The organism is Actinophytocola sp. (assembly GCF_035712165.1).
Lineage (GTDB): Bacteria > Actinomycetota > Actinomycetes > Mycobacteriales > Pseudonocardiaceae > DASYTH01.
Window position 1 is genome coordinate 1 of the sequence record NZ_DASTBH010000067.1, and the last position, 14,496, is coordinate 14,496.

Consider the following 14,496-nt stretch of genomic DNA (forward strand, 5'->3'; position numbering starts at 1 on the left):
CGACTGCACGGTCAGCCGGATCCAGTTCACCCCCGACCTGCTGCCCAGCGACGTGACCGGGGTGTCGATCTTCAACCGGCAGACCAACGACTTCGAGTTCCGGCCCGGCCCGGTGTTCGCCAACATCGTGGTCGGTGACGAGATCAACCGCGCCTCCCCCAAGACCCAGTCCGCGCTGCTGGAGTGCATGGAGGAGGAACAGGTCACCGTCGACACCAACACCTACCGGCTGCAGGCGCCGTTCATGGTGATCGCCACCCAGAACCCGATCGAGATGGAAGGCACCTACGCGCTGCCCGAAGCCCAGCGCGACCGGTTCACCGCCCGCGTCTCGATCGGCTACCCGGACCCGAACGCCGAGCTCGCGATGATCGAGGAGCACGCGGGCGCCGACCCGCTCAAGACCCTGCAACCGGTGTCCGACGCCGCCCAGATCACCAGCCTGATCGAGACCGTGCGCAGGGTCGAGCTCTCCGCCGACGTCCGGCGCTACGCCGTCGAGCTGGTGTCGGCCACCCGCCGGCTGCCCGAGATCAGGATCGGCGCCTCGCCGCGGTCCACCCTGCACCTGGTGCGGGCCGCCCGGGCCCAGGCCGCGCTGTCCGGCCGCGACTTCGTCGTGCCGGACGACATCCACGCCATCGCGATGCCCGTGCTCGCGCACCGGCTGGTGCTCACCGCCGAGGCCCAGGCCGGCCGCCGCTCGGCCGCCGAGCTGATCCGCAACCTGATCCAGCGGGTGCCGGTGCCGCAAGGCGCGCTCGATCCGACCGCCCAGTGGGTGTCCGGAATGGCACCGAACCGGCGCACCAGGTAACGCGCATGCGGGGCGCGCTGTCCGGCCTGACCACCCGCGGCCGGTGCCTGCTCGCGGCGGGACTGGCCGCCGCGCTCTGTTCGTACTTCCTGGCCGAACGGGACCTGCTGCGGGTGGCGGCGTTCGTGATCGCCCTGCCGCTGCTGGTCTGCTTCCTCACCGCCGTTGCCAAGGTCGGCCTGCACGCCGAGCGGCGGATCACCCCGATGCGCGTCCCGGTCGGCGGCCGCGCCGAGGTGTCCCTGCACATCCGCAGCACCGGCCGGCTCACGCCCGGCGGGCTGCTGATGCAGGACGGCGTGCCCTACGCGCTCGGCGGCAAACCGCGGTTCGTCATCGAGCATCTCCCCCGGCACACCGGCACCCAGCTGCGCTACACCGTGCACCCGATGCTGCGCGGCATCCAACAGCTCGGCCCGCTCAAGGCGACCATCACCGACCCGTTCGGCCTGGCCGAGTTCGACCGCGAGCTCGCGCACACCTCCCGGCTGATCGTGGTGCCCAGGGTGGTCCGGCTGGCCGGCGTCCCCGGTGGCTCCGGGCTGGGCTCCGGCGACGACGGGTCGGTGCGGCTCAACGCCGGACAGGGCGAGGACGACGCGATCGTGCGCCCGTACCGGCAGGGCGACGACTTACGAAAGGTGCACTGGCGGTCCACCGCCAAGCGGGACGAGATGATGGTGCGGGTCGAGGAGCGGCCCTGGCGCGGCGGCACCACGATCATGCTCGACCACCGGGTGGCCGCGCACCGCGGTTCCGGCGCGTCGGCCAGCCTCGAATGGGCGATCTCCTTCGCTGCCAGCGTCTGCCTGCACCTGCACCGGCACGGACACCGGATCCGGCTGGTCACCGAAAGCGGCCAGCTGCTGGTCGGTGACGCCGGGGACGGCACCCACCACGACAACGCGGTGCTGGACATGCTGGCCGCGCTGCAACCGACCAACCAGCGCGAGATCGACTGCCGGTCCGACCCGGCCGGCGGCCAGGAGCTCATCGCGATCCTCGGTGCGGCCGGCGCCGACTCGCTCGGCACCCTGGTGCGGCATCGCGGGCGCAGCAGCCGAAGCCTCGCCGTGCTCCTCGACGTCGACGCCTGGCGCTCCGGCGACGAGGCCAACTCCGACCAGCAGGGTTCGCTGACGCTGCTGCGCGGCACCGGCTGGGGCGTGACGGTGGCGACCCCCGACCTTCCGATGAACCGGGTCTGGGCGAACCTGTGCCGCACGGGACTCAAACGCGACGACACGATGATCGCGGGAGCCGGACAATGACCATCGCACCCCCCAGGCCCGCCCCGAGCACTCCCCCGGCCGAGTCCGGAATGACCTCCCAGCAGTGGTCGATGACCGTGACGCCGGTCGTCGCCGCGCTCACCACCCTGTGCGCCGCCACCGCGATGTCCGGGGTGATCGACGGGCTGCGCTGGCTGGGCTACGCGGGCGTCGCCGTGATCGTGGTGACCGCGACCGGCCTGGGACTGCGGGCGATCCGCACCCCGGTGCTGGTGGTCGGCCTTGCCCAGATGTTCGCCGTGCTGTGCCTGCTGGTGGCCCTGTTCACCAACTCCGGCATCCTCGGCATGTTCCCCGGCCCGGCCGCGCTCTCCGAGCTCGGCGAGGTGCTCGGCCGCTCGGTCGAGGTGGTCCGGACCGGCGTGCCGCCGGTCGACCCCACCGCGCCGGTGCTCTGCCTCGTGGTGGTCGCCATCGGGCTGGTCGCCGTCCTGGTCGACACGCTCGCGGTCGCCGCCGGCACCCCGGCCGCGTGCGGTCTGGTGCTGCTGTGCGTCTACGCCGTGCCGGCGTCGCTGTCCAACCAGATGCTGCCGTGGTGGTCGTTCGTGCTCGGCGCCGCCTCGTTCGCGCTGCTGCTCGCCGTGGACGGCGCGCACCGGCACCAGCAGTGGCGCAACCGGCCGGCGATGCCCGGCACCAACGGCAGCGTCGGCTCGCCGGTGGCCCAGGTGTCCACCGCGCTGGTCCTGGCCCTGATCATCGGCTCGACCTTCACCGTGATCGGCACGGTCGGCCAGTTCCCCCTCGGCGGCCCGTCCGGCGCCAGTGGCGGCCTCGGCCTGCAGCCGTTCACCAAGCTGCGCGGCATGCTCGACCAGGGCACCAACCGCGAGCTGTTCCGGGTCCGTGGGCTCGGTCAGGACACCCGCTACATGCGGGTGATGACGCTGGCGCGGCTCGACGACAACGGCGGCTTCTCCCTGCAACCCACCATGCCGTCCGGGGTTCCGGCCACCCGACGCTCCGGCCTACCGGCGCCCCCCGGCAGCCGCACCGTCGGGCCGCCCACCCGGATTGACATCGAGCCGCTCGACTACGAGGACCTGTTCGTCGGCGTCTACGGCACGCCGGTGCGGATGACCGGCCTGCCCTCGTCCATGCGCTACGACAACCGCAGCGGCATGGTGTTCAGCGAGAGCAAGCGCAAGCTGACGCGGATGGCCGAGGACGTGGACCTCTCGCAGCCCACCGCCGACCAGCTACGGGTCGCCGGCACCAGCTACAACGACATCGACCCGATCTACCTGGAGGCCGACGGGATCAAGCCGCGCGTGCGGCAGCTGGCCACCGAGCTGACCGCGGGCCGGTCCAACCCCTTCGACAAGGCCCGGGCGCTGGAGCGGTACTTCGACGGCAACGACTTCACCTATGACGTGAAGACCGCGCAGGGCAGCGACGAGGAAGCCCTGGAGGACTTCCTGTTCCGCAGCAAGCGGGGCTTCTGCGAGCAGTACGCCTCGGCGCTGGCGCTGCTGGCCAGGGCCGCCGGGCTGCCCTCCCGGGTGGCCATCGGCTACACCGCCGGCTACCTGGTCGGCGACTACCGCTCGATCTCGACCCAGGACGCGCACGCGTGGGTGGAGATCTACTTCGGTGGTCAGGGCTGGGTGCAGTTCGACTCGACGCCGCTGGCCGACGGCCGGACCTACACCCCGCCCTACGCCATCGAGTCCGGCACCACCGCGGACCCCAACGACGACACGTCCACCGAGACCTCGGAGCCGGCCGGCTCCGCCGCCACCGCCGAACCGACCAGCCCGAACGACAAGACCGACCCGGGTGCCGGGGAGGCGGGCGGCCAGCAGCAGGACCAGCAGGCCGCGCCGTGGATCGGCTGGACCGCCGCGGCGGTCGCGGTGGTCGCGATACTGATCACCGTGCTGGCGACGCTGATCGCCGGCGGACCGCTGGCCGCGCGGCGACGCCGGCTGCTGATCCCGGTCGCCGCGGTGTGCTGGCTGCTGACCGTGGTGCTGGCCGCCGCGCTGGTCTCCTGGTGGCTGTCCGCCCTGATCGTCGTGCTGACCGTCGCCGCCGCACCGGGATTCGTGCGGGAGTGGCGCCGCCGGGCCCGCCGGCACGCCGTCCAGCAGGGCCTACCGGCGGCCGCGTCCGCCGCCTGGGCCGAGTTGCTTGCCGAGTCCCAGGACCGGGGCGCGGAGATCGTCGACGCGGAGACGGTGCGGATGACCGCCCGCCGGCTGGCCCGCGAGCACGACCTGGACGAGGACGGCAGACGCGCGCTGCGCACCGTGGTCGGCGCCGTCGAACGCTCCTGGTACAGCGCCCGCACCGAGCCCGACCCCGCGCTGGCCGAGGCGTTCGACAACCTGGTGGCCGGCCTGCGCCGGACCGCCCCGCTCGACCTGCGCTCCCGCTTCCTGCCGCGCTCCGTCCTGCACCCCCACCGCACGCCAAGGCCCGACACGCCGCCGCCCCCGGCTTCCGACGAGTAGGCAAGCAACGTTCCTGTCGGAACGGCGGGGGCTATACGGCGGGGTAGCGGTTGTAGTTGGGGAAGTTGCCGTAGATGAGTTCGTCGGTGGGGCCCTGGGTGACGGCGTGGACCAGGTGGACGCCGCCGACGAAGGCGCCCTTCCAGGAACCGCCGCGGCCGCCGAACGGCTCCTCGCGGTCGCCCCGGGAGCGCGGCTTGTTCACGCCGACCTTGAACGCCTGCACGTGCTCGGCGAGGCGGCCGGCCAGCTCGACGTCGTCGCTGGCGATGCTGGCCACCAGCGCGCCGTTGGAGGCGTTCATCTGCGCCAGCAACTCGGCCTGGGTGTCCACCACGACGATCGTGTCGACCGGACCGAACGGCTCCTCGTGCATCAGCCGGCTGGCCCCGGCCGGCGCCAGCAGCGTGGTCGGCGCGACATAGGCCGACGTGTCCTGCCCGGGCAGGAACCGGCCCTGGGCAAGCGATCCGCGGTAGAGCGGGATCGCGCCGTGGCCCAGCGCCTCGTCCACCTTCTTGCGCAGCTCCGCCGCCTTCGCCGAGGAGATCAACGGGCCGAAGTCCAGCTGCGGCAGCTCCTCATCGTCCACTTCGGCCGCCAGCGGATGACCGAACCGGGCCGACGAGACCACCGGCAGGTACGCGGCCAGGAACTCGTCGACCAGCTTGCGCTGCACCACGAACCGCGGGTAGGCCGTGCACCGCTGCTTGGCGTACTCGAAACCCTTGCGCAGGTGCGCGGACAGGCCGTCCCAGTCGGAGAACTCCCAGATGCCCCAGCAGTTGAGCCCCTCCTGCTCGAGCATGTGCCGCTTGCCGGTGTCCACCAGCTGAGCGGCCACCTTCCCGCCGTTGTCCCGCCCACCGACGAACGCCAGCGCGCCGATCTCAGCCGAGCGCACCAGCGCCGAGGACAGCGTCGACCCGTCGCCGGACAGCAGCGTCACCGGCAGCCCGGCCTCGTGCATCAGGGCGTGCGCCACGGTCAGGCAGAACGCGCCGCCCTGGGTCGGGGTCTTGGCCACCACCGCGTTGCCGGCCAACAGCTGCACCAACTCGGCGTGCACCAGCACGCTCATCGGGTAGTTCCAGCTCGCGATGTTGCTGACCGGCCCGGGCAACGGCCGCCGGTCGAACGGCCGCCCGTCGGCGTCGGTGGTCAGCATCCGCTCGATGTTGTCGAGGTACCAGCGCACCCCGTCCAGCGCACGGTCCACGTCGGCACAGGCCAGCTTCCACGGCTTGCCGATCTCCCAGGCCAGCAGCAGCGCCAGGTCGTCCCGGGCGGCGGTCATCGCCTCGACGGCGGCGGTCACCCGGGCCTTGCGCTCGGCCAGCGGAACCGTGGCCCACTCCTGGTGCTGCCGGTGGGCGTGCGCCACCGCCGCCAGCGCGGTGCGCTCGTCGATCTTGGAGAGGTAGCCCAGACTGGTCTGGTCGACCGGGGTGAGCAGTGCCGAGGGCTCGCCCGAGTCCTGCCAGGCCCCCTCGTGCAGGTTGCGCAGGCGGTCACCGAAGAAGGCCGCGGAGGCCACCTTGGTCGCCCGCTCCAGCAGCTGCGACCATTGCGCGAACAGGGGAACTCGCAGATCAGACGCCACGGTGGATCGCCTTCCCGTGTGTGAAGCAACGCATCGGCAGACCACGTTGTCTTCACAGCATGCTAGGGCGATGGCGCTCGATTTCGGATCGCGCTGTGATGGACCTGACGGAGGCTTTACCTAACGATCTTCGTCGAAGCGCTTGCGGAAGCGCTCCTCCATCCGCTGCGAGAAGGAACTCCGGCGCAGCTTCGTGACGTTGCTGGCGCCGCCGGCCTCCCCGCCGGACTCCTCCGCCTGATCGCCATGGCGGATGGCGGTCAGGGTCAGCAGCGCGCCGAAGAACATCACCAGGAAGCCGAGCAGGCTCACCACCGGGACGCCACCCGGCTTGAGCGGGAGCACGACGCCGAGGACGAGCAGGGCTACGCCGAGCACGAACAGGGCGATGCCCTGCAGCCGGCGACGCCGGGACGGGCGCCGCAGTCGCGCGCCACGAACCGTCGAGGCGAACTTGGGATCCTCGGCATAGAGCGCGCGCTCGATCTGATCGAGCAAACGCTGCTCGTGCTCGGAGAGTGGCATCGTTCCTCCTCCGGCACAGCGGTCGCGGGCGCCGGGTGATCACGGTTGCCGCCGGACCCGGCGGGCACCCCGCTCTGGGGGCGTCACTACCCAGAATACGAGGCGGAGGTCCTCGCGACTACCCGATCCTGCATCACGGTCGTATGCAACAGCAAACCCCATGGTGCTCGCGTGCCTCTGGACTCCGGGTAGAGGGTGGTACGGCAGGGAAAACCAGCCTTTTCGGCGGTCGGGGTCACTCGCCGTCACCGCTCCGACGCCGGACGAGATCACACGTCCGTAGGATGGTAGGTATTGCACGTGGAGCCCGTCACAGCCCTGAAGCAGATCGCGCTGTACCTGGAACGAGCCGGCGAGCCGACGCACAAGGTGCAGGCGTTCCGGCGGGCGGCGGCGGTGGTGGCCGGGCTGCCGGACGGTGAGCTGGAGCAGCGGCTGCGGGCCGGCACGCTGACCGCGCTGCCCGGGATCGGAAAGACCACCGCAGCGGTGATCATCGAGGCGGCCGCCGGGGACGAGCCCGCCTATCTCACCCGGCTGACCGAGCGCGGCGTCGCGCCGCTGGTGCCCGACGGCGGCGGGTCGGCGCTGCAGGCCGCGCTCCGTGGCGACTGTCACACCCACTCCGACTGGTCGGACGGCGGCAGCCCGATCCGCGAGATGGCCGAGGCGGCCGCCGCGCTCGGGCACGAGTGGATCGTGCTCACCGATCACTCTCCCCGGCTGACCGTGGCCAACGGCCTGTCCGCTGACCGGCTGCGCCGCCAGCTGGACGTCGTGGCCGAGCTGAACGCCGAGCTGGCCCCGTTTCGCATCCTGACCGGGATCGAGGTCGACATCCTGTCCGACGGCCGGCTCGACCAGGAGCCCGAGCTGCTCGAGCGGCTGGACATCGTCGTGGCCAGCGTGCACTCGGAGCTGCGGATGCCCTCCGCCGAGATGACCGAGCGGATGCTGACCGCGGTCGAGAACCCGCACACCGACGTGCTCGGGCACTGCACCGGCCGCAAGGTCGCCGGGCGGCCGCGGCCGGAGTCGACCTTCGACGCCGAGGCCGTGTTCGCCGCCTGCCACAACAACGGGGTGGCCGTGGAGATCAACTCACGGCCGGACCGGCTGGACCCGCCACGCCGGCTGCTGCGGCTGGCGCTGGAGCTGGACTGCGTGTTCTCCATCGACAGCGACGCGCACGCCCCCGGTCAGCTGTTCTGGCAGCCCTACGGCTGCGCCCGGGCCGAGGAGTGCGGTGTGCCGGCCGAGCGCGTGATCAACACCAGGTCGGCCGAGGAACTGCTCGCGTGGCGGTCTAACTGACTTCGGTGGGCGGGGCGAGCCAGGTGTTGCAGGCGGCGGTCTTGTTGGTGTCGTAGCCGGCGCGGCCCCACTTGACCTGGTGCTTGACCGAGCCGTGCGAGTTGTCGGCGACGGTGTCGCGGAAGCTGTCCGCGGCCTGCCGGGCCAGCTTCGCGCTCACCGAACCGCGCCCGGCCACGCTCGCGATGAACATCCCGGAGAAGCAGTTGGCCTGCAGCTCCGCGCGCCGGGTCAGCTCGAGCTTCTCCGGGGAGTCCTTTCCGAACGCCTCGCCCTTGTCGTAGGCGGCGTTGAGGATCCCGCTGAGTGCCTGCACGTGATGGCCGTACTCGTGGGCGAGCACCGCCAGGTGCGCGGCCTGGCTGAGCCCGGCCTGGCTGAGCAACCGGTCGGTGGGCATGAAGATCACCCGGCCGCCGCTGCAGTAGTAGGCGGTGGCCTCGTTGGCCGGCGGCGCGTCGCCGCACAGGCTGCGGCCCGCCTGGATCTCCAGCTTCGGCGAGGTGAACGGCTCGTTGACCTGCCCGAGCACCGGTTTCCACGCCTCGTCCAGGCAGGCGATCGCCGCCTGGTAGTAGGCCCGCAGCTTCTCCGCGTCGCGCGCCATGCCCGGCAGCTGGCAGGTGACCTGCGGCAAGCCGATGCCGTCGGCGAGCAGCGGGTTGGTCTGCAGCTCGAAGACCGCGCGCGGCTTGGCCGGGGCGCCCGGCGTGGCCGGGGTGGACCCACGGGTGGCCGGTGCGGCGAGCTGACCCTCGGCGGCGACCGGGGTACCGGCGATCACCTCCCGGCCGTCCAGCAGGTCGGGCCGGCCGAGCAGGGCGATGGCCGCCACGAACGCGAGCACCAGGCCGAACACGCCGATCAGCCGCAGCGGCGAGTTGCGCCGGTCGCGCGCGCTGCTGGAGATGATCGTGGCGGCCGGCGGCAGCACGACGGTCCGCGGAGGCAGCGGCGGGTACTGCGGCCCGCGGTCCTCGTCGGTCACGTCATGCCTCAGATTCGACAAAGCTCCACGGCCGTCCGCGGAGCACCCCGCCAGCATACGGAACTTCCGCACCTGGTGAGGGCAACCTCAGTCACCCGGGCCGCGTTGGCGCACGAACCGGATGATCTGGTCCGGGTCGTCGCGGGAGCGGGCGGGCGGCAGCGGGACGAGCCGGGTGACGCCGAGGCCGGCGAACGCGGCGACCGTGTCGTCGTCGAACGGCAGCCGCGGGTCCGGCGTGACCGTGATCTCCAGCGGTCCGAGGCCGGGCGGCCGGGCGTGCTCGCGTTCGGCGCGGCGCAGCGCGGCGACGGCCCGCTCGGTGGCGTCGAGGTCGAGCGCGAAGCCGAACCAGCCGCGGCCCTGGGCCACCGCCCGCCGAAAGGTCGCGGCCACCCCGCCGCCGAAGTGCAGCGGCGGGGTGGGCAGCTGCAGCGGCCGCGGTTCGGCCCGCACGCCGGCGAACCGGGTGTACCGGCCCTCGTGCGCGGCGGGCGCGGTGTTCCACACGGCTCGCATCGCCTCCAGGCAGTCCAGGGTGCGACCGCCCCGGTCGGCCATGGGCACGCCCAGCGCGTCGAACTCGTGCGGCAGGTAGCCGACGCCGACGCCGAACTGGAACCGGCCGCCGGAGACCCGGTCCACCGAGGCGACCTTCTTGGCCAGCACCAGCGGTTGGTGGTAGGGCAGCACGGTCAGGCCGGTGCCGATCAGCAGGCGCGAAGTGTGCGCGGCGACGTTGGTGAGCGCGACGAACGGATCGAGCATCGGCCGGTCCGGCTTGGCCGGACTCGGCTCGGCCCACGGGTCGGGCAGCACGTAGTGCTCACCGGTCCACACGCTCTCCCAGCCCGCCTCCTCGGCGGCCTTGGCGACCCGCACCGCCGCGGCCGGATCGGCGGCGAGTGCGTCCATGTTGATTCCGAACAGTCCGAACAGCATCGGCAGATCCTGACCCGGCGGGCCGCCCGCGCACCAGCGGCGGCTGCGCATGCCAGCCATGCCGTGCGGTCATGCCGGTGCGGTCACCCCGGAGACGGCGGCGGAGAACCCGCGGAGCACGCCGGCGACGAACGCCCGCCGGCTCACCCCCAGCACGCGCAGTGCGCGACCGTGGTCGGCGGCGACCGTGATCGCGGTGCCGAGCAGCAGGACCCGCCAGCATCCGGTCACCAGCGCGCGGACCGGTCCCGGCGTTTCGGCGAAGGCGGCCCGCAGCCGCAGGCAGTGAAACGGCACGTGCCGCTCCTCGTCGGCGAGGATCCGCCCGGCCACGTCCGCGGTGAGGTGGTCGGTGGCGCCGTCCCGCAGCGCCCGGTAGTAGCGCAGCGCGATCACCTCGGCGATCAGCAGCACCATCAGCTCCAACCGAAGCCCCAACGCGCGTCGCAGCCGGACGAACACCGTGTCGCTCCAGTGTCCGCGGATCGTCGGGACGTTCGCCGCCGCCAGCAACTCCCCCAGCAGCCGCGCATGGTTCTGCTCCTCCGCGACGAACAACCGCACCGCCGCGGCATAGTCCGCGTCGCCGCCGGCCTCCGCCTTGGCGATCAGGTTCCGCCCGTCCCCCGACTCCCCCACCTGGAACCGCTGCACGCTGGCCGCCACCGCCGCATCCAGACACGCCCCGCGCGCCCAGTCCGGATCACCGGCCGACCGCCGCCGCTCCGCCGCCGCCTCGAACTCCTGGACCCACCCCACTCGCACGCCGACTCCTCCCGTCGTCTCACCGCAGGACGGCTGGACGCGACCACGCGTTGGGTGCCTGGTGTGGAGGTTTCGTGAAGGCCGGGTACCCCCAGCAGGAGTCGAACCTGCGTCTCCGGCTCCGGAAGCCGGCGTCGTGTCCGTTGGACCACAGGGGCAAGTCGTAGCGCGTACGGGAGTCGAACCCGCGTCGCCCGGGTGAGAGCCGGGAGTCCGTTCCGCTGGACCAACGCGCTGCAGTCGGATGCCCGCGAGTCGAACGCGGTGACTCCTGATCCCAAATCAGGCGGGGTCGCCAGTGCCCCTCGCACCCGGTACCCCAGCCAGGATTCGAACCTGGGATCTCCGCGTTCGTAGCGCGGCGCTCTGTCCACTGAGCCACAGGGGTAAATGATTTCGAAGAATGCACCACAAAAGGGTGCGCGAATAACGAGAGCCGCCCGAATCGGTTTCCCGATGGGCGGCTCCCTAAACCTCGACGAATTCCACGTCAGGGCGGGGAGCCCAGGCTGCCGGGCAACGACGGCTCGGCCCGGCGGCTCGGTCGCGAGTCAACGACCAGGGCATACGCAGGGCGAGCCGCACCACGCCGCGCACAGCGTCGCGATTCTGGCTGCCACGTGCTCACTGGACCGCTCCCAACTCCTCGTTATTGATTTCATCATCCAGGACGGCTGGCGCGTCGTCAATTCCCTTTCGGCCGGCGATCGAAAAACGTCAGCGCGTGGCCCGAACCGGGCCACGCGCTGACGTCGAATTCACCGGCTAGCTGCAGCCGGAGGTGGAGCCGCAGCCCTCGCAGACGTAGCAGGAACCGGCGGGGCGCATCTTCGTGCCGCAGGTCATGCAGAGCGGGGCGTCGGCGGCCTTGCCGAGGTGCAGTTCGAGCAACTCCGTGGAGCTGTGGGGTTTGGCCTTCGGGTCCGACGTGGACGATGCCGGGACGGCTGGCTGGGGGCCGGCTTCCACCGACGTCCGCAGGCCCTCGATGTCCACCTCGGACGGTCCGGCGTAGTCACCGTTGACCTGGGCGGTGCGCTCGTCGGCGGTGAAGATGCCGAGCTGGGCACGCTTGTCGTAGGGCAGATAGTCCAGCGCCAGCCGGCGGAACAGGTAGTCGAGCACGCTGGTGGCGATACGGACGTCCGGGTCGTCGGTCATGCCGGCCGGCTCGAACCGCAGGTTGGAGAACTTCTGGACGTAGAACTCCAGCGGGATCCCGTACTGCAGACCCACCGAGATCGACATGGAGAAGGCGTCCATCACGCCGGCCAGCGTGGAGCCCTGCTTGCCCAGCTTGACGAAGACCTCGCCGAGCCCGTCGTCCGGGTAGGACCCGGCGGTCAGGTAACCCTCGGCGCCGCCGACCGTGAAGGACACCGTCTGGCTGGGGCGCTTCTTCGGCAACCGCCTGCGCACCGGGCGGTACTCGATCACCGGCTCGGGCTCCGCGGCCTTCTTGGCGTTCTTGCCGGCCGAGAGCGGCTGTCCGACCTTGCAGTTGTCGCGGTAGATGGCCAGCGCCTTGAGACCGAGCTTCCAACCCTGGAAGTAGATCTCCTCGATGTCGGCCACGGTGGCCGACTCCGGCATGTTCACCGTCTTGGAGATCGCGCCCGAGATGAACGGCTGCACCGCGGCCATCATCCGCACGTGGCCCATCGGCGCGATGGACCGCACGCCCATGGCGCAGTCGAACACCTCGTAGTGCTCCCGGCGCAGCCCCGGCGCGTCCACCACGTGCCCGTGCTCGGCGATGTACTCGACGATCGCCTCGACCTGCTCGTCCTGGTAGCCCAACGACTTCAGGGCGCGCGGCACGGTCTGGTTGACGATCTGCATCGACCCGCCGCCGACCAGCTTCTTGAACTTGACCAGCGCCAGGTCCGGCTCCACGCCGGTGGTGTCGCAGTCCATCATCAGGCCGATGGTGCCGGTCGGGGCCAGGACGCTCGCCTGGGCGTTGCGCCAGCCGTTGCGGGCGCCGATCTCCTGGCCGCGCTGCCACTCCTTGGTGGCCAGCCGCTGCACCGCGGCGTCGTCGGTGCCGTAGGTGCGGATCAGGTCGTTGGCCGCCGCGTGCTTGCGCATCACCCGCTGGTGCGGCTCGGCGTTGCGCGCGTAACCCTCGTACGGGCCGACCGCGCCGGCCAGCTCGGCCGACCGGCGGTATGCGGTGCCGGTCATCAACGAGGTGATCGCCGCCGCCAGCGCCCGGCCGCCTTCGGAGTCGTAGGCGTGGCCGGTCGCCATCAACAGCGCGCCCAGGTTGGCGTAGCCGATGCCGAGCTGGCGGAACTTCCTTGTGGTGTCGGCGATCGGCTCGGTCGGGAAGTCCGCGAAGCAGATCGAGATGTCCATCGCGGTGATGATCAGCTCCACCGCGCGGACGAACCGCTCGCCGTCGAACGTGCCGTCCGTGCGCAGGAACTTCAACAGGTTCAGCGAGGCCAGGTTGCAGCTGGAGTTGTCCAGGTGCAGGTACTCGCTGCACGGGTTGGAGGCGGTGATCCGGCCGGACTCCGGGCAGGTGTGCCAGTCGTTGATCGTGTCGTCGTACTGGACCCCGGGGTCGGCGCACTCCCAGGCGGCCTTAGCCAGCTTGCCGAACAGGCCCTTGGCCTGGACCGTCTCCAGCACCATGCCGGTCTGCCGGGCCTTGAGCCCGAACTCACCGTCGGACTCCACCGCGCGCATGAACTCGTCGGAGACCCGGACCGAGTTGTTGGCGTTCTGGTACTGCACCGAGGTGATGTCGGAGCCGCCGAGATCCATGTCGAACCCGGCGTCCCGCAACGCGCGGATCTTGTCCTCCTCGCGCGCCTTGGTCTCGATGAACTGCTCGATGTCGGGGTGGTCGACGTCCAGCACGACCATCTTGGCGGCGCGCCGGGTGGCCCCGCCGGACTTGATCGTCCCCGCGCTCGCGTCCGCGCCGCGCATGAACGACACCGGCCCGGACGCCGTGCCGCCAGAGGAGAGCAGTTCCTTGGAGGACCGGATCCGGGACAGGTTGAGCCCCGCGCCCGAGCCGCCCTTGAAGATCAGCCCCTCCTCGCGGTACCAGTTGAGGATCGAGTCCATGGTGTCGTCGACGGCGAGGATGAAGCAGGCGGACACCTGCTGCGGGGAGTTGGTGCCGACGTTGAACCAGACCGGGGAGTTGAAGCTGAACAACTGGTGCAGCAGCATCCAGGTCAGCTCGTGCTCGAAGATCTCCGCGTCAGCGGGTGCGGCGAAGTAGCCGTGCGCGGTGCCGGCGGCGACGTAGGCCTGCACGACCCGGTCGATCAACTGCTTGAGCGAGTGCTCGCGAACCGGCGTGCCCACGGCGCCGCGGAAGTACTTGCTGGTCACGATGTTCGTGGCGTTGACCGACCAGAACTCGGGAAACTCGACGCCGCGCTGCTCGAAGTTCACGGTGCCGTCGCGCCAGTTGGTCATCACCACGTCGCGGTGTTCCCAGATGACCTCGTCGTAGGGGTGCACGCCCTCGGTCGTGTACACCCGCCGCACGCCCAGACGCGACGCGTTCACTTTCGCGCGGCGCCCTGCCGCCGGTGTCCCGACGGTTTCAGTCATGACCTCTCCACTCATCCCGATCCATCTGGTTGATTTCGTCCACTGGCTCCACGCGACCCCGTTGTGCGGGAACCGAATCCTTCAGCGAGTGTCGGTATCCGTGGCCCGTAGGTCCGCGATCTCCTTCTCGAAGTCCTCGATGGAGGAGAACGAGCGGTAGACGCTGGCGAACCTGAGGTAGGCGACCTCGTCGAGTTCCTGAAGCGGCC

Annotated in this window: 10 protein-coding genes, 3 tRNA genes and 1 pseudogene; 4 read left to right on the forward strand and 10 right to left on the reverse strand. The window is 71.1% G+C overall.

The window, feature by feature from the left end:
* The 3 genes from VFO68_RS03165 to VFO68_RS03175 form a co-directional block, all read left to right on the forward strand.
* The coding region (locus VFO68_RS03165) for a MoxR family ATPase (protein ID WP_325156608.1) at nt 1–817 on the forward strand (817 nt) is incomplete at its 5' end.
* A 5-nt stretch (nt 818–822) separates the two neighbouring features.
* Nucleotides 823–2,088: a DUF58 domain-containing protein gene (locus tag VFO68_RS03170; protein ID WP_325156609.1), complete on the forward strand. Its 1,266-nt coding sequence runs from the start codon at nt 823–825 to the stop codon at nt 2,086–2,088.
* Nucleotides 2,085–4,568: a DUF3488 and transglutaminase-like domain-containing protein gene (locus tag VFO68_RS03175; RefSeq protein WP_325156610.1), complete on the forward strand. Its 2,484-nt coding sequence runs from the start codon at nt 2,085–2,087 to the stop codon at nt 4,566–4,568. Before VFO68_RS03170 ends, VFO68_RS03175 begins: the two co-directional genes overlap by 4 nt.
* A gap of 31 nt (nt 4,569–4,599) precedes the next feature.
* On the opposite strand, the gene VFO68_RS03180 is transcribed toward VFO68_RS03175, so the two are convergent.
* A complete protein-coding gene (locus tag VFO68_RS03180) occupies nt 4,600–6,171 on the reverse strand; it encodes an aldehyde dehydrogenase family protein (protein ID WP_325156611.1) in 1,572 nt (523 codons plus the stop codon).
* 120 nt (nt 6,172–6,291) lie between these two features.
* Nucleotides 6,292–6,696 (reverse strand): DUF3040 domain-containing protein, encoded by a 405-nt coding sequence (locus VFO68_RS03185; protein ID WP_325156612.1) that lies wholly within the window; start codon nt 6,694–6,696, stop codon nt 6,292–6,294.
* A 300-nt stretch (nt 6,697–6,996) separates the two neighbouring features.
* Between VFO68_RS03185 and VFO68_RS03190 the strand changes: the two genes are divergently transcribed.
* The gene (locus VFO68_RS03190; RefSeq protein ID WP_325156613.1) at nt 6,997–8,010 is read left to right on the forward strand and encodes a PHP domain-containing protein; all 1,014 of its coding nucleotides are present in this window, start codon (nt 6,997–6,999) and stop codon (nt 8,008–8,010) included.
* Here VFO68_RS03190 and VFO68_RS03195 read toward each other — a convergent pair.
* The 8 genes and pseudogenes from VFO68_RS03195 to VFO68_RS03230 all read right to left on the reverse strand — a co-directional run.
* The gene (locus VFO68_RS03195) at nt 8,003–8,998 is read right to left on the reverse strand and encodes a neutral zinc metallopeptidase (RefSeq protein ID WP_325156614.1); all 996 of its coding nucleotides are present in this window, start codon (nt 8,996–8,998) and stop codon (nt 8,003–8,005) included. The two genes, VFO68_RS03190 and VFO68_RS03195, sit on opposite strands and share 8 nt — an antisense overlap.
* A gap of 87 nt (nt 8,999–9,085) precedes the next feature.
* Nucleotides 9,086–9,991 (reverse strand): TIGR03619 family F420-dependent LLM class oxidoreductase, encoded by a 906-nt coding sequence (locus VFO68_RS03200; RefSeq protein WP_325156615.1) that lies wholly within the window; start codon nt 9,989–9,991, stop codon nt 9,086–9,088.
* Nucleotides 9,992–10,009: 18 nt separating this feature from the next.
* Entirely contained in the window at nt 10,010–10,705 is a 696-nt protein-coding gene (locus VFO68_RS03205) for a ferritin-like domain-containing protein (RefSeq protein WP_325156616.1), read from the reverse strand.
* An 86-nt stretch (nt 10,706–10,791) separates the two neighbouring features.
* Nucleotides 10,792–10,863: transfer RNA gene (locus VFO68_RS03210), tRNA-Arg, on the reverse strand.
* Between the two features lie 6 nt (nt 10,864–10,869).
* Nucleotides 10,870–10,941 (reverse strand) — tRNA-Glu (locus tag VFO68_RS03215).
* Nucleotides 10,942–11,020: 79 nt separating this feature from the next.
* Nucleotides 11,021–11,093: transfer RNA gene (locus VFO68_RS03220), tRNA-Arg, on the reverse strand.
* A gap of 377 nt (nt 11,094–11,470) precedes the next feature.
* Nucleotides 11,471–14,287 carry a vitamin B12-dependent ribonucleotide reductase gene (locus tag VFO68_RS03225; RefSeq protein ID WP_325156617.1) on the reverse strand — a complete coding sequence of 939 codons (2,817 nt, stop codon included), beginning with the start codon at nt 14,285–14,287 and terminating at the stop codon, nt 11,471–11,473.
* Between the two features lie 81 nt (nt 14,288–14,368).
* Nucleotides 14,369–14,496: pseudogene (locus VFO68_RS03230) on the reverse strand (transcriptional regulator NrdR); the annotation flags it as partial.

What these genes read in the sequence shown, in the direction of transcription:
- VFO68_RS03200 (WP_325156615.1), bottom strand. Translation starts at nt 9,991, where the DNA reads ATGCGCAGCCGCCGCTGGTGCGCGGGCGGCCCGCCGGGTCAGGATCTG.
- VFO68_RS03170 (WP_325156609.1), top strand. Translation starts at nt 823, where the DNA reads ATGCGGGGCGCGCTGTCCGGCCTGACCACCCGCGGCCGGTGCCTGCTC.
- VFO68_RS03175 (WP_325156610.1), top strand. Translation starts at nt 2,085, where the DNA reads ATGACCATCGCACCCCCCAGGCCCGCCCCGAGCACTCCCCCGGCCGAG.
- VFO68_RS03225 (WP_325156617.1), bottom strand. Translation starts at nt 14,287, where the DNA reads ATGACTGAAACCGTCGGGACACCGGCGGCAGGGCGCCGCGCGAAAGTG.
- VFO68_RS03185 (WP_325156612.1), bottom strand. Translation starts at nt 6,696, where the DNA reads ATGCCACTCTCCGAGCACGAGCAGCGTTTGCTCGATCAGATCGAGCGC.